Below are 15,710 nucleotides of genomic sequence, written 5' to 3' on the forward strand. Positions count from 1 at the left end.
TTCTGTCTAACTATAAGTTTACTGTGCTTTTTTTTGCTTAGCAAGCCAAGCTGCAATACCCGTGATCTGTTCATCTGAGAGCCCACTCGATTTCGCCGTATCATACATGGCAGGCATCTTACCTTTACCATTCTTAATGACACCTAGAATATCGTCTTGAGTGAGCGTATCGCCAATCCCGCGAAGAGAAGGTCCTACTTGACCCTTCAAATCAGTACCATGGCAACTCAAGCAGGTTGCAGTCTTCATCGATTCCATAGCAGGATCATCCGGTGCAACGAGTGCAACTTCAACCGTGCCTTTTGCCGCATTGCTCTTCGGAGGCAGTCCTTCGAGAGCCCGCTCCCTTGCCTCTTCTTCACGTACGATATGCTCAGGCGTTGTTCCAGTAAGCTTCAATTCTTCTTCATATCCCTGCCACGAAGTAACCGTTAAATAGATTACGCCAATAAGCGATAGGAACATAAGCGAAGAAGCAATTGGTCTTCTATAGAACCGTCTTTCCTTACCACGATCCAAGAACGGTGCAAGCAGAAGTGCTCCGAACAATACGCCTGGAATACCAACAACACCAAGAACGACAAAGTCTCCGGATGCATAGGGCATTTTCAAAAGCTGATACAAGAACAAGAAGTACCAGTCTGGTACAGGAATAAACGACGCATTCGTCGGGTCCGCTGGATAACCAAGCGGTGCCGGTTCCGAAATCGTAAGTACGAGGAAACCGACTAACATGACGCAACCTACCATCCACTCTTTCAGTAGAAAGTTCGGAATGAAGGCTTCGGATTTACCCGGATAGGATGTATAGTCCGGCGGAGTCGCAATTTCGCTTCTTTTACGAATACGCGAATCTCCAACATAGACGACTTTTTCTTTCGAGTTATGACCATGTGCCACGCGTGCTTCCTCCTCTCTTATAGTGGTCCCGAGATCCCTTGTTTACGAATCATGAAGAAGTGTCCGCCTAAGAGTGCAAGGAGTCCAGCCGGTAAGAAGAATACGTGCAAAGCGAAGAATCTCGACAACGTCTGTGCTCCGACGATTGTTCCCCCTTGCAGGAATTCTTTTACGTACGGACCAATGACCGGTACGGAATCCGCAATTTGCATACCTACTTTTGTTGCGAAGTATGCTTTGTTGTCCCATGGTAACAAATAACCTGTGAAACCAAGTCCGAGCATTACGAAAAGGATCAATACGCCAACTACCCAGTTCATTTCGCGAGGCGCTTTGTAAGATCCTGTAAAGAATACGCGGAGCGTATGTAAGAACATCATTACGATAACAAGACTCGCACCCCAGTGGTGCATCCCGCGAACGATTTGACCAAATGCAACTTTGGTCTGCAAGAACTCAACGCTCGCATAGGCATTAATAATGTCCGGAACATAGTACATCGTCAGGAACATACCGGACAAAATTTGAATTACAGTGATAAAGAACGTCAATCCGCCAAAACAGTATACAAATGCGGAGAAGTGATGCGCAGGGTTAACGTGTTCAGGAACCTCGTGATCTGCAACGTCTCTCCACATCGGCGTAATATCAAGACGTTCATCTATCCAGTTGTAGATACCTTTAGCCATCTGATTTTACGCCTCCTTATTTAACTCTTGTGTTATCCATCAAATCGCCCAAGTAGATGAAACCGTTCTCGATTTTCATCTGATACTCTTTTAGCGGACGAGGTGCAACAGCCAAGTTCTTGCCGTCTTTGGTGTAGTGAGCCCCGTGACAAGGACAGTGGTACTCATTCGGGAAATTCTTATCATTGTTCCAACCAATCGTACAGCCTAGATGCTGACAAATCGGGGACAATGCAAAAATCTTACCGTCCTCACTTTTAGATATGTAAGCAGATAATTTGGCATCGCTTTCGTACCAACCATCAACTTGGTGTCTTTGGAAAGAGAATTCCTGAGGTTCATTCGTAATTTTGGTTTCTTCGACAACCTTAATGAACGACCCTTTTTCTTTCTTTTCCAATAACGGATTTACGGCAAAACGAATCATCGGAATTGCTACACCGCCAGCCATAAATGCCGTCGTACCCCCAAGTGTATACGCAAGAAATTGACGACGTGTCATCTCCTTCCTTGCGTTCCCCTTCTTCTCATGTTCATTATGGTTACTCATTCTGTGTTCAACCCCCTTTGCCAACCATAGTTTCCTTACGTTTCAATGAATAAAATCACACACTAACTAGGACATAATTATAATATCTTAGGACCTGTATAGCGTCAAGAATTTACCAATACATTTCTAGGAAGTTCACGGAAAGCCACAGGTAAATGTTGCGAATTTGTCACAATTAGTCTAGACATTTTTGTGCCAAAGTTGCTGGATTTTGCGGGTCATGATGTGGCTAATATTCTCTTCCTCTGATGGGATTACAGTGGCTGGAGACAGCGCCAGATCAGCACTCTTAACCATTTCTTCCGTCAGAGATAATTGCGCTGAGATCAGAACTACGTAGGTAAACCCACCTTCTTTGAGATGTTGACAAAATGCATTGACTCTTTCACAATCTTTCTCTTCAGCATAATGGAAAGCAGGATACGTTACCATTCGTCCTTTAAACGGAACTTCCACCTCGTCCATCCAATCCCTTAGCTGCTCTAATGCCAAAGTCGCTTCATAGGGCGATTCCTTGCCGGTTAATCCTGTGACAGGGAGGAGGCAGGTGTCAAGATACGGCTGCAATTCTTCCCATTGATCGCTTGCTATTTCACTAAATTTCATGGTATCACTCCTCTCCCATCCATTATAAACATAATTTTCCCAGGGACAAGATAGACCATTCAGATCTTCATGAAATTTTCAGCATGAAAGTTCTTACAAAAATAAAGAGCCGCTGGCGCGACTCTTCAATTCATGGATTTCAGCTCATCCGTCAGTATTCGGAAGGAGATCCGATCCCCGGTTGCCAAAGCTTTGTCAATCTCCAGATAAATTTGTTCAGTTCGATATTTGCGTAGTGCCTCATCAAGCACCATTTCAGCTGTTAAACTTAACATTGCTTCATAAGTAACTTTCATTTTATCCATAGGATACACCTCCACACTTACGTCCAAGAGATCCTATATTCCTTTCCTCTCACCGCATCTTTCCATTGTTCGACGCTTATGCCCAATCATCATCTGCCATTTTCGGACGACCTTGGCGGGGTGAACCTAGAGAAAGAGTATAGGCAGAAAATTCGTTTACCGGGTGGCACGACCAACTGCCCTTAATAAAGCATATTCAGCGTTTCCACGACCGTTTTGTGCATTCGCCCCCCATTGCTTTGAATGTACTCTCGCCTAAGCGATACACAATCTTATAAATGTGATGGCAGCACAATTTTATCATCATGGGGAACGTAAACCCCTTGTACAACAGCTCTTCCCATTGTTGTCATCTGGACCAACTGGCCATTTGGTTCATCCTCACCGAATCGAAGCAACCCCAGATGCATCATCATTCGTAGAATTCGCTGTTCCATAATCGAAGCAACATCGTCATAATAGAACGGCTTAATAAACGGTCCAATAACTTGCTGTAAGGATTGTGTAGTTACCCATTCCCGGGAACAGGCTTCAATCCAATGGACAAGTGATAGCAAATTGGGAATAGCATTTTTATAGAGACGGAGCCAGAATCGATACATATTCGTGAGCAGTTCCTTCTTCCCGAGTGCAAGCATATCTTGACCGGCCGAAGTCAGAATTAAGCGCTCCTCCCGCTCTTCCAGCAACCCTTGGTAAATCGCATAGTCGTACAGAAATGACAATCGATTGGGATATTCCTTAAACCTTAGACCGTAACCGAATCGCCATCCTCCTTTACCAACGAGTGATTCTGTTACCGAGAGACTCTCAAGCAATTGCTGTTGACTTCTCCGGTACATGACGCCTTCTCCGTTTAATGGGATCGTATGGTTATGTACGAATTTAAGCAGTAAATGCAAATCTTCAACGATCAACATCTGCTCATCTCGATAGACAGGTGGTTCAGAGGTATAATGCAGCTCGGACTGAAATTTACGTTCCAGAACCGAGCGGAAGCGGTCTTTAAGATCTAGAGGAACTTGGAACAAATAACGCGTCTGTTGAGAGAAGCCGTTAAATAGCCATCCTAAATACTTAAATTTCACAATGGTATCCCTCGGATTCGACGAAAGTACCGCGTCAGGTAGATCGAATTTCGTCTGCTGAACATAGGCGACCAGCTCTTCTAGACTTAATGTCTCGCGATGATCGAACAGAATAGAATTCAAAAATCGCAAGTCTTCTATATTTAGCCGTGTTACATGATCCTCAAAGATGTCCTTACGGCTGACGGTGGAAAGAATGGACTGGATTAGCTCATTCTTCGAGTTCTCATTGCATTCGCATTGGTAGTGTTGTGCAATTCTCGTGAGTTGATGAATATCAGCATAACTAAGCATGTCTGCAAAATTCATTCGGGTTCCTCCGGTCGGTCGCTAACTACGGTTCATGTTCCGTGTAAAACAGGGTCTTTTACATACCATTATGGGGTTTTTATCAAATTTTATTCCCTAGAACGTAAAAAAAACGTCCAGCTCCTCATGAGCTAGACGTTCGTCTCTTCTAAATGTCGTGTGCAATTATAAAGGATTGGACTCCACTGAAGATCTCTCTTCTCCAATACGGTAAAGGAAAGATTCTTAATATTCTCTTGGAATCGTTCTTGGAAGAGCGCAAGATATAACTGCGCAAGAAAACTACCGTGACTTACCATGAGGATGTTCGAATTCGAATGCTGTCCGCTCATATCCTGAAGGAATTGCATCGCCCGAGCACGTACCTCATCATTCGTCTCTTGACCAAGATTCTGGTCTCGCCATTGGTCTCCCCAACGCGCGATACGTTCTTCTTGCGTTGTCCCTTCGACTTGTCCATAGGAACGCTCTATTAGTCGTCCATCTGGAGGAAGTAATGGAATATTCAATGACTTGGCGATAATCGATGCCGTCTCTTCTGCACGTTGCAACCCGCTAGAGATGACATAATCCCATGTATACGTATCTCGTGAGAGTCGATCCGCCAGTAATTTCGCCTGATTTCTTCCGTTCTCATTCAGCGGAATATCGGTCCGGCCTTGTATTTTCCCAATTAAATTCCAGTCGGTCTGACCGTGTCGTATTAAGCCAATTAACAAGATCTCCGTCTCCCTTATACAGTTTATCAATAATCAGCTGTTAAACTGACCTTGAATCTATATCTATATAAACAAATTGATTATTTGCATATGTCGTCCTAAGAATTCCTATTTTCTGACTCTTGCTAACCAGTTCAAGAGCAGCAAGGAAAAAGTAATTCCTAACAATGAGAGAGCGATCCAATAATGCGGATATGTAGGCACAACTTCTAGGATCGGCGGATCGCCGGCGTAAGCTACTGCAATTTGACTCAAATTAAAATTGGTTGAAATGTTCATATCTCCACCAACGAGCGCATTAATCTGATTCAGTTGGTCTGTATCCGATGGCCCGCCAGCAATCATTAAATATAGAAAACTACATAGGAATATAGCCATAAATCCAGCAATACATGCCGTTGCATTCCGTCTTAGCTTCATTGAGAACGAGTAACTTCGACTCGAGACAGGCATCAGCCAATCTGACTCTGTATAAATTCGCTCCATAACATTCCTGCTTAAATCCATATCGGCTCCATAGATTGTGTCAACGGGCGCCGTAAATTCTTGAATCAGCGTCTGGCTTTCTTCCCATATTCTGAATTGCTGAGTACAATCCACACAATGTTCAAGATGTCGGTCTACATGGAGACGAACAGCATCATCCTCAGGCAAATCCCAATACTCCCCTAACAATTCTTGGACTTCTTCGCACTTCATCTGGATTTCATCCCTTCATATTCCTCGTAAATCGGTTCAGCAAAATAGGGTTCCAATTGATTCTTCACACTTGCTCGTGCACGAAATAACAAGGATTTAACGGAACTCACCGTTTGCCCGAGAATATTAGCGATTTCTTGATAATCCATCTGATCGTATTCTCTTAATATTAGGGCCGATCTCTGCTTCTCTGGAAGATTGTTAATCGCCTCGCGGACTAAGCTAACTTTCTCACTGCGCAGCACCTCTTGTTCTGGAACAATATCACTGGACGCAACAGGCACATACCCGCTCTCATCTAGAGATATACTCGCAGCCTTCTGCTTGCGCAATTCACTTAGTACCGTATTTCGAGCAATTGTATACAACCATGTCGAAAAAGAAGCATCCACCTCACGAAACGAATGCAGGCTGCGAAAAGCCTTGTAGAACGTCTCGGAACATAAATCCTCAGCTAGCAATTCCATTTGCGCGCTTTTGAGCATATGAAAAATAAATGCAACAATCTTGCGTTGGTAACGCCTCATTAGCTCTGCATAGAGCTCGACGTTCCCCTCTTTAATTTCACGAATAATCTGGGAATCGGTCATGAAATACGACCCTCCTTGCCTTTCCAAGAACATCCCAGCTCGTTACATAGTTATACCGAACTGAGTATAAAAAGTTGCGGTGCATTCATCACTTTATTCGAAATCCGCACTTTTATTTACGTTTTTGATAATTTAATCCAGATATTAGGGTAAGATACCTAAATTTTATTGTATCATATCTTATCCTTTTCAAAGATAAAGATTTTTTAAGAATTGCACGTCATTCGATGAAAAAATAGTAACTATTAAGTGATATGACCTAAAAAAGCCGCGACATTGGAAGTAAATACATAAGATGGTTATATGACGTAGATAAAGTCATGATCTGAGTTAAAATCGCGGATGCCTATCAGCTATGATGGCTATGGGTAAGTCAACAGGTTATCTTAAATATCGCACAATGTAAAGGCATTAAATATAACCAATAAAACACGGATTACGCACATTATCACATCAATTATGTAAATGAACAAAAAAAAGACCGCCTAACTTGTAGGCGGTTGCACAAAGTGCAATTATTTGGATAGGAGTGGAGAGAAACCATACTGTACTTTTATTATATGTATACGTTTTCATTTTGTCAACATTATTTTACCAAAAAATACTTCTTTAAAATTTAGACGTATACTGTGAAGCCTAGTGTAGGCAAAACCTGCTGAGCACGGTCCCAATCCTTTTCATTACGGAACGACAAACGAAGCACACCCGGAACATCTTCACGACTCTCGATAATCTGCAGATTGCTGAGGTTCAAGTGTTGATTCCCGAGCTCAGTCGCAATATGGCCAATCACACCCGGCTCATCCGGCACATCGACATAGACGTCATACAGCGAAGTGATCATTCCCTTGCGTCGTTCAGGCAACTGACTGCGGAAGGCTCCCGCTTGCGTGAACTCCTGGATGATTCCATCCCCATCTTCACGGTTCAGAATATCGATAAAGGACGCCACTTGATCGTTCCAATCCTTCAACAAGCCAAGCAAGACATTCTTATTGTTGAGTAGAATATCACGCCATATATACGGATCACTGTTCGCTATACGTGTGATATCACGAAAACCACCAGCCGCTAGACTCTGATATAACGGGTTGGTGTCATTGTATTGTCGAACTTGATTCACGAGCGCAACCGCAATAAGATGCGGTAAATGACTAATCGCACCGACGATATCATCATGAAGCTGCGGATCTACCCGTACAATTTGAGCTCTCGTATATTTCAGAAGTTCTTCTAGGCGATGGTAAGCCTCTTCTTCGACATCTTCTTCTGGTGTGAGCACATAATACGCATTCTCGAACAATAAGGTAGAAGCCGCCTCAACGCCGGATCGTTCCGAACCTGCCATGGGATGGCCGCCGATGAAGGTGACACCCATGCTGCTCCAATCCGTTCGCCGCGCGCATGTGGCAATGGAAGCCTTGGTACTGCCGACATCCGTGATCACGCAGCCTGGCTTGAGTGGCAGCTCGCTTAACCGCCGCAGATACTCTTCGAGATTACCTACAGGGACACAGATGAAAATAAAATCAGCATCCAGCGCCGCCTCTTCAAATGACGTCGTCGCTATATCGACGACATGGCGGTCTAAATATTTCTGAGCTGATTTGGGGTTATTGGAGTGACCAATCACCGTGATCCCTGGCTTGCCTTTGAAACACAAGGCCAGAGATCCACCGATCAGTCCTACACCGTAAATTGCAATTTTGATCGACATGTCAGTTCACTTCTTTTATGAAATATAGTCACGCTAAAGATTCTAGGAAATCTATGCTTCTACAGCAACTTCCTGCAATACTTCTTCTAGTGCTTGAATAAATTTGCGATTCTGTTCTTCACTGCCTACAGTCACGCGAATATAGGTTGGATAATATTTATGCCCTGCACGAACAATGATCCCTTTACGCATCAACTCGTTGAAGACGGTCATGGCAGGACGCTGTACATCGAACATAACGAAATTCCCGTGTGCAGGGAACGACGACAGTCCAAGACGAGCGAATTCTGCTTGCAGATAAGCAATTCCTGCAGCATTCGAATCACGGCACTGCCGAATGAAATCTTGGTCACCAAGTGCAGCAAGAGCAGCAGCTTGAGCGAAACGCGATGTATTAAAGGGTTCACGAACCTGATTAATCAGCTTCACAACCTCAGGATGTCCGATACCATAGCCGATCCGTAAGGAAGCTAGGCCATAAATTTTGGAGAACGTACGCAATGTAATGAGGTTCTCATATTGCGGCAAGAGTTCAAGACCATCTGGGAAAGACGGATCTGTCACATATTCACAGTAGGCTTCGTCAAGTACAACCAACACATGCTTCGGCACTTGATTCAGGAATGTGACTAACTCTTCCTTGGATACAATTGTACCTGTCGGGTTATTCGGATTGCAGACCCAGACAACCTTCGTCTTCTCTGTGATCCGAGCTAACATGCCAGGGAGATCATGCTTTCCATCAATAAGCGGGACCTGAATACATACGGCGCCCTCAATATCCGTATTATGCTTATACTGCGGGAACGTCTGGTCCGCCATAATCGTCTCGTCACCCGGGACGATAAATGCGCGGGCAATCATAAGAATGATCTCATCCGAACCTGCACCGTACACCAACTGATTCGGGTTCACATTGAAATGCGCCGCTATCGCTGCGGATAATTCTACGGCAAAGCCATCCGGATAAATACTTACTTGCGATAGTTCATTCGCGATTGCTTGCTTCGCCTTCTCTGAGCAACCGAATGGGTTCTCGTTGGACGCCAGCTTGATCACTTCCGCCAAGCCTAACTCCCGCTTCACATCTTCAATGGGTTTACCCGGTTGGTACACCGGTAAATTTACTATATTTGATTTAGGCTGCATCGTAATCATCCTTTCAAATTTATGCCTTTAATTGTCGCACAAAATCTTGGATATGCAAGAACGCTGCATTCCTTGTCGTCGGTGAACCAAGGTTCGGCAGCTCATCTTCAATTTTCCGCACAATGGCGCTTCCTACGACGACACCATCACACATTTGTGAGAACATACGGAACTGTTCATTACTTGAAATTCCGAAGCCAACAGCAACAGGCAGGTTCGACGCTGCCTTCACAGATTGAATAAAGGATTCGATCCCTTCATGGAAGGACGAACGCTCACCCGTAACCCCAAGTGAGGATACGCAATAAATGAAACCGCCAGCATTACGAACAATGCGTTCAATTCGATCTTGCGATGTCGGTGCAACGAGCGGAATTAAGTGAATATTCGTCTTAACAGCCAATTCACGGACATGATGATCTTCTTCTACGGGCAAATCCGGAATAATAATGCCGCTGATATCGTTCTCAGCAAGCAACTCGAAGAACCGCTCTAGACCTAATTGAAGCACCGGATTATAGTAAGTGAACAAAATGAAGGGTAAATTTACACCCTGCTCTCTAGCTTCCCTCGCAACATGAATACAATCCATAATGGTAATCCGATGTTTCAATGCTCGGGACGATGCACGTTGAATAACCGGTCCATCCGCAAGAGGATCTGAATAAGGAACTCCTAGCTCTACCATATGTGCCCCTGCTGCTTCCAGCTCCTTAATAATTTGAATCGAAGTTGGGATATCGGGGTCCCCGATCGTTAAGAAAGGAATAAGTGCTGTTTCTCCTGCCGCCCGCAGCTTCTCGAATGATTGATCAATGCGATTCGTTTGCATCCGTGCTACCTCCCAAGTATTTCATGATGGATTCAACATCCTTATCACCGCGCCCAGATAGAGACACGACAATAATCTCATCCTTACCCATCGTCGGAGCGACCTTAACAACCTGAGCGATCGCATGCGCTGACTCTAGTGCCGGAATAATGCCTTCCGTCCGACATAATAATTGCAGAGCCTCTAATGCTTCATCATCGCGAATTGGAACATATTCAGCTCTTCCTGAATCTTTGAGATAGGAATGTTCAGGTCCAACGCCTGGGTAATCCAACCCCGCTGATATGGAATGAGCTTCGATAACTTGTCCATATTCATCTTGTAGTAGATAACTCATCGAACCTTGGAAGACACCCTTGGAACCTTTCGTCATCGTTGCGGCATGAAACTCTGTGTTCACGCCTCGACCTGCAGCTTCAACGCCAATCAATCGAACGGATTCGTCTTGCACGAACGGATAAAAAATCCCCATCGCATTACTGCCGCCGCCAACCGCAGCCACAATCGCATCCGGCAGACGTCCTTCCGCCTCCAGGATCTGTGCTCTCGCCTCATCCCCAATGACACGTTGGAAATCCCGAACCATCATTGGATATGGATGCGGACCTACAACAGAACCGAGGATGTAGAAGGTATCCTGCACGTTACTAACCCAGTATCTTAACGCTTCATTTCCTGCATCCTTCAATGTTTTCGAGCCGGATGTCACAGAAATCACTTCTGAGCCGAGTAATTTCATACGGAAAACATTTAATTGCTGACGTTTCGTATCTTCTTCACCCATAAACACTTTACACTCAAGTCCAAGCAGTGCTGCGACCGTTGCCGTAGCTACCCCATGCTGCCCTGCGCCTGTCTCTGCAATTACTTTCGTCTTGCCCATGCGTTTGGCGAGCAGTGCCTGTGCAATCGTATTGTTGATTTTATGTGCTCCCGTATGATTCAGATCTTCGCGTTTCAGATAGACTTTAGCTCCGCCTAAATGCGAAGATAAACGCTCTGCATAATAGAGTGGTGTCTGTCTGCCGGAATACTGCTTGAGCAAATAATTTAACTCTTCGATAAATGTTGGATCTTGCGTATATTGATGATAAGCTGCTTCCAATTCTAATAATGCGTTCATCAATGTCTCAGGAACGAATCTCCCTCCGAATTCACCGAAACGTCCATTCTGATCTGGTACCTGGTTCATTGTAACTTCACCCTTTCTACAAATGCTGTCACTTTCGCGATATCTTTCACGCCATCCGTCTCTACGCCGCTGGATACATCTACCCCGTCTGGTGCTCGTTCTACGATTAAACGCCGAACATTATCCGGGTCTAGTCCGCCTGCAACGATCAATTGAATACCTGCTGCTCTCGCCCATGCTTGATAAGGAGCAATTAATTCCCAATTAAAGATCTTGCCCGAACCGCCAATATATACAGGATCGTAACTATCCAGGAGAAAAGCATCGACGACACCTCGGTAGGCATCCCATGCTTCAGCACCTTGGTCATCCTCCTGATCTAATTTCATCGAATGTGCTTTATAAATTTGAACATTGCAATTATCTTTCAATACCTTGCAGAACTCGGGGCTTTCTTGTCCGTGCAGTTGCACGACATCCAGCGGAACCGTACGTAATAATTCCACGACTTCATGCAGATCGGGGTTCACGAACACGCCAACCGCCAAGGGTCTAGACATATTCTGCTCACGAATATAGGCGATCATCTGGGCGGCCTGCTCGAGGCTAACCCGTCGTTTACTTCTCGCGAATACAAATCCGATTTGATCGATAGGTAAGTGTATCATCGATTTTAGCACTTCAACGCTTTGAAGTCCACAAATTTTCACGGTGGGAACTTGCACGAGTTGTTCTACATTCATGAGCGCAGCCCCTTTCATTGTACTTCGCCCATCAGATCAACGATAGCTTGTTCTACTGATTTCTGACGCATGAAGTGCTCACCGATCAATACGGCATGAGCTCCGATAGACTGTAAATATGCCATATCGGCTGAGCTTGAGATCCCACTCTCGCTTACATTCGTAATCCCTTGCGGCATGAGTCCAATCAATTCTTCCGTCGTTCGAATGTTCGTCTCGAAGGTATGCAAATTCCGGTTATTTACCCCGATTAATGTTGCTGTCCCCAAATCAAGTACTGTCTCAAATTCCGCACGGTCATGTACCTCGACCAAAACATCGAGTCCGATGGACTTCGCTGTTGCAAGATAGCTATCGATCTGCTGTTTCGTAAGAATCGCAGCTATGAGGAGCACGGCATCCGCACCGATTAAGCGTGCCTCATAAATTTGACGTTCGTCGATAATAAAATCTTTCCGGAGTATCGGTACATTTACCGCTTCCCGTACGGCGCTTAAATAAGCATTGCTTCCTTGAAAATATGGCGTATCAGTCAGCACCGAAATGCAATCAGTTCCCGCTTCTTCATAGCCTTTTGCCAAAGCAACCGGATGAAAATCCGGACGAATTAATCCTTTGGACGGAGAGGCTTTCTTCACCTCAGCAATTAATCCCATTGCGCGATGACGTCCCGTCGACAAAGCTTTCTCAAACCCTAAACATGCCGGCATGGCTGCAATCTGCCGCTCTGCAATCGATAACTGAAATGATTCCGCTAGTTGTTCCACTTCCAACTTCTTCGTTGCTACGATCCGATCAAGAAACATATGCGATTTCTCCTGTCGTCTTAATAAGTTGCTCTAATTTGGCGAGGGCTCTGCCTGAATCAATCAGATCACCAGCCAATTTCACGCCTTCCTGCATTGTCGAAGTCTGTCCTGACACATAGATGCAAGCTCCTGCATTCGCAAGCACAATATCACGATATGCCCCCTGCTCACCCTGAAGGATGTTCCGTATGATCATGGCATTGGTCTCTGCATCCCCGCCCATCACCGCTTCTAGCGAATGAGTACGTAGTCCCAGCTGCTCCGGATCAATATCATAGGTCTGTAGGTCACCGTTACGAAGCTCTGTAATTCTCGTAGGAGCTGAGATACTAATCTCATCCAGTCCATCGTAGCTCGACACGACCATCGCTCGTTTAAGTCCAAGTTGACTCAATACTCCGCCAATCGTCTCCGTCTTGGAACGATCATAGATACCAAGCAATTGACGGTCAGCACCTGCCGGGTTCGTCAGTGGACCGAGCATATTGAAGATTGTTCTAACACCCAGCTCACGACGCGGACCAGCCGCATGCTTCATCGAAGGATGATAGACCTGAGCGAACATGAAACAAATGTTAATGTCATTGAGACATTGGGCTGCAGCATCACTCGTCAAATGAATGTTAACGCCTAGCGCCTCCAGCACATCAGCACTGCCTACACGGCCGGATGCCGTACGATTGCCGTGTTTCGCCACGCGTACGCCATTCGCTGAAGCGATGATTGCAGATACCGTCGAAATGTTAAATTTATGAATTCCTGAGCCGCCTGTACCGCAAGTATCAAGCAGTTGGTGCTGTTCTGTCAACACACGGTTCGATTTGGACCGCATCACTTCCGCGAAGCCAGCGATTTCGTCAATCGTCTCTCCTTTTATCCGCATAGCGGTGAGAATGCTGCCGATTTGGGCTGATGTCGCACGCCCTTCCATAATCTCATTCATGATCCCCTGCGCCTCTTCACGCGTTAAATCATGACCACTTATCAGTTTATCAATCGCATCAATAATAACCTGATCTTCTCTACTCATCTCTGCTCCTCCTCAATCTTATCTCAGCTACGGGCTATGCTCTTACGAAATAATCCAAATTCGTATATTGAACTTCATCTTTACGTTGGTTCGGGAAAATCGCTTCTGCCATCCGAATGGCTTTCAAACAGCCCATGGCTTTGTTGACGGTCTCTTGGTACTCATTTTCGGGGATAGAATCCCAGACGATACCGGCGCCTGCTTGCACATAAGCCTTGCCGTTCTTGAAGATCATCGTCCGAATTGTAATGCATGTATCCATATTGCCGTTAAACCCAAGGTAGCCGATTGCCCCCCCATACGCGCCGCGTGATTCCCGCTCCATCTTGGCTATGATCTCCATCGCTCGAATCTTAGGTGCACCAGATAAGGTTCCCGCCGGCATACAAGAGAGTAATGCATCGAAGAAGTCTTTATCTCGTCTGAGCTGACCCGATACGTTCGAGACAATGTGCATCACATGTGAATAACGTTCAATCTCCATGTATGTGTCGCAACGTACCGTTCCAAACTCGGATACACGCCCGATATCATTCCGACCTAGGTCAACCAGCATGAGGTGCTCAGCTCGCTCTTTCTCATCTGAGAGCAGTTCGCTTTCCAGCGCTTCATCTTCTTCCGGTGTCGCTCCCCGTGGTCTCGTGCCTGCGATCGGCTTCGTCTCAATCCGCCCATCTTTCACTTTTACGAGCGCCTCTGGTGACGCACCTACAATAACCTCATCATCCATTTTCAAATAATACATATAAGGAGAAGGGTTCATCGTGCGGAGTACTCTATAGACCTGCAACGGTGAGACCTCTGTCTCCAAATGGAAGCGTTGCGATAAGACCACTTGAAAAATATCTCCCGCTCGTATCAACGCTTTGGCTTGATGCACATTCGCGATATACTGCTCTTTCGAAATATTCGATGCGACGTCGCCAAGGTCAACTTGTTCTGGAATCGGTAGGCTGCTCATCATAGCATGTGGAATGGGCTGTCTTAAGCGATCCATCATGGATTCGATTTTACGAACCGCTTGCTCATAGAGCGTCTTAATATCGCTATCTAAGGCAAATTCAGGGATATGAATGTTAGCCATTACTTGAATCTGTTGTTTCATATGATCGAACGCAATGACCTGGTCGCAGAACATAAACTGGATATCATTCATGTTCATATCATCGACAGCATGCGCCGGTAAGTTCTCATAGTACTGCAGCAGGTCATATCCGAAGAACCCGATCGCCCCACCTGTGAAGGGAGGCATTTGCTCAATGGCTGGAGAACGGAAGGAACGCAGGTACGCTTTCAACGTCTCGATGGGCTTCTCTACCACCCGCTCCACTTGACCATTCTTCTCAATTTCAATCGAACCATTCTTACCACGAATCATCAGGAAAGGATCTGTTCCAATAAAAGAGTACCTTGCCCATTTCACACCACCCTCGACACTCTCCAGCAAGAACGCTCTCGGCTCCTGATAGAAGTGTTGGAAGATCCGAATGGGTGTCTCGGTATCCGCCATGATCGTACGAACCACAGGTATGAGGTTATACTTCTCAGCATATTGCATGACTTGTTCTAAAGTTGTATTGGTCATATCCATTCACTCCTCACATTCGTGGTATTTGCCGCAGGGTATACAAAAAAACCTCTACCAAAGGTAGAGGTTGGTTAGACTTCGATAATAATTGCCCAGGAGTATGCGGAATACAAGCTAAGCCCATGCCATATACGACAAGAACTATAACTATATATTATTCCCATGTACTCATCTCAAAAAATAACTAAACTCGACTGGACACTGCTCATCTCAACTCATCTAAACTAGCTCTGCTCTGGCTCTGCTCACAAACAC

17 protein-coding genes are annotated in these 15,710 nt (G+C 45.3%); all 17 read right to left on the reverse strand.

Translation table 11 applies throughout. The features are described 5' to 3' along the window. Window positions 1-18 precede the first annotated feature (18 nt). On the reverse strand, window positions 19-900 hold the full coding sequence (locus tag AC3WU2_RS11355; RefSeq protein WP_492454153.1) for a c-type cytochrome: 882 nt from the start codon (window positions 898-900) through the stop codon (window positions 19-21). Between the two features lie 17 nt (window positions 901-917). Beyond that, a complete protein-coding gene (gene qcrB, locus AC3WU2_RS11360; protein WP_379348170.1) occupies window positions 918-1,589 on the reverse strand; it encodes a menaquinol-cytochrome c reductase cytochrome b subunit in 672 nt (223 codons plus the stop codon). A 16-nt stretch (window positions 1,590-1,605) separates the two neighbouring features. Further along, window positions 1,606-2,139: a Rieske (2Fe-2S) protein gene (locus AC3WU2_RS11365; protein WP_379348172.1), complete on the reverse strand. Its 534-nt coding sequence runs from the start codon at window positions 2,137-2,139 to the stop codon at window positions 1,606-1,608. Between the two features lie 180 nt (window positions 2,140-2,319). Further along, on the reverse strand, window positions 2,320-2,745 hold the full coding sequence (locus tag AC3WU2_RS11370; RefSeq protein ID WP_492454156.1) for a DUF2487 family protein: 426 nt from the start codon (window positions 2,743-2,745) through the stop codon (window positions 2,320-2,322). A 125-nt stretch (window positions 2,746-2,870) separates the two neighbouring features. Then, window positions 2,871-3,050, reverse strand: coding sequence for an IDEAL domain-containing protein (locus AC3WU2_RS11375; protein WP_018755336.1), 180 nt, complete (start codon window positions 3,048-3,050; stop codon window positions 2,871-2,873). A gap of 272 nt (window positions 3,051-3,322) precedes the next feature. After that, a complete protein-coding gene (locus AC3WU2_RS11380; RefSeq protein WP_492454158.1) occupies window positions 3,323-4,447 on the reverse strand; it encodes a hypothetical protein in 1,125 nt (374 codons plus the stop codon). A 131-nt stretch (window positions 4,448-4,578) separates the two neighbouring features. After that, complete coding sequence (locus AC3WU2_RS11385; protein WP_492454160.1) at window positions 4,579-5,166, reverse strand: histidine phosphatase family protein; 588 nt, start codon at window positions 5,164-5,166, stop codon at window positions 4,579-4,581. A gap of 108 nt (window positions 5,167-5,274) precedes the next feature. After that, window positions 5,275-5,865, reverse strand: coding sequence for an anti-sigma factor family protein (locus AC3WU2_RS11390; RefSeq protein WP_018755333.1), 591 nt, complete (start codon window positions 5,863-5,865; stop codon window positions 5,275-5,277). Further along, window positions 5,862-6,455: an RNA polymerase sigma factor gene (locus AC3WU2_RS11395; protein ID WP_018755332.1), complete on the reverse strand. Its 594-nt coding sequence runs from the start codon at window positions 6,453-6,455 to the stop codon at window positions 5,862-5,864. Before AC3WU2_RS11395 ends, AC3WU2_RS11390 begins: the two co-directional genes overlap by 4 nt. A gap of 616 nt (window positions 6,456-7,071) precedes the next feature. After that, window positions 7,072-8,172: a prephenate dehydrogenase gene (locus tag AC3WU2_RS11400; RefSeq protein WP_492454162.1), complete on the reverse strand. Its 1,101-nt coding sequence runs from the start codon at window positions 8,170-8,172 to the stop codon at window positions 7,072-7,074. Between the two features lie 51 nt (window positions 8,173-8,223). Beyond that, entirely contained in the window at window positions 8,224-9,321 is a 1,098-nt protein-coding gene (hisC, locus tag AC3WU2_RS11405) for a histidinol-phosphate transaminase (RefSeq protein WP_492454164.1), read from the reverse strand. 19 nt (window positions 9,322-9,340) lie between these two features. Then, window positions 9,341-10,153 (reverse strand): tryptophan synthase subunit alpha, encoded by an 813-nt coding sequence (gene trpA / locus AC3WU2_RS11410; RefSeq protein WP_492454166.1) that lies wholly within the window; start codon window positions 10,151-10,153, stop codon window positions 9,341-9,343. Further along, a complete protein-coding gene (gene trpB, locus AC3WU2_RS11415) occupies window positions 10,134-11,345 on the reverse strand; it encodes a tryptophan synthase subunit beta (RefSeq protein WP_492454168.1) in 1,212 nt (403 codons plus the stop codon). The genes trpA and trpB overlap by 20 nt, the downstream gene beginning before the upstream one ends. Next, entirely contained in the window at window positions 11,342-12,028 is a 687-nt protein-coding gene (locus AC3WU2_RS11420) for a phosphoribosylanthranilate isomerase (protein WP_492454170.1), read from the reverse strand. Before AC3WU2_RS11420 ends, trpB begins: the two co-directional genes overlap by 4 nt. A 14-nt stretch (window positions 12,029-12,042) precedes the next feature. After that, a complete protein-coding gene (trpC, locus tag AC3WU2_RS11425; protein WP_492454172.1) occupies window positions 12,043-12,834 on the reverse strand; it encodes an indole-3-glycerol phosphate synthase TrpC in 792 nt (263 codons plus the stop codon). Continuing rightward, window positions 12,824-13,867, reverse strand: coding sequence for an anthranilate phosphoribosyltransferase (gene trpD, locus AC3WU2_RS11430; protein WP_492454174.1), 1,044 nt, complete (start codon window positions 13,865-13,867; stop codon window positions 12,824-12,826). Before trpD ends, trpC begins: the two co-directional genes overlap by 11 nt. A gap of 34 nt (window positions 13,868-13,901) precedes the next feature. After that, a complete protein-coding gene (trpE, locus tag AC3WU2_RS11435) occupies window positions 13,902-15,452 on the reverse strand; it encodes an anthranilate synthase component I (RefSeq protein ID WP_492454176.1) in 1,551 nt (516 codons plus the stop codon). Window positions 15,453-15,710 lie beyond the last annotated feature (258 nt).

It is taken from the genome of Paenibacillus sp. EB106-05-06-XG162 (assembly GCF_058791655.1).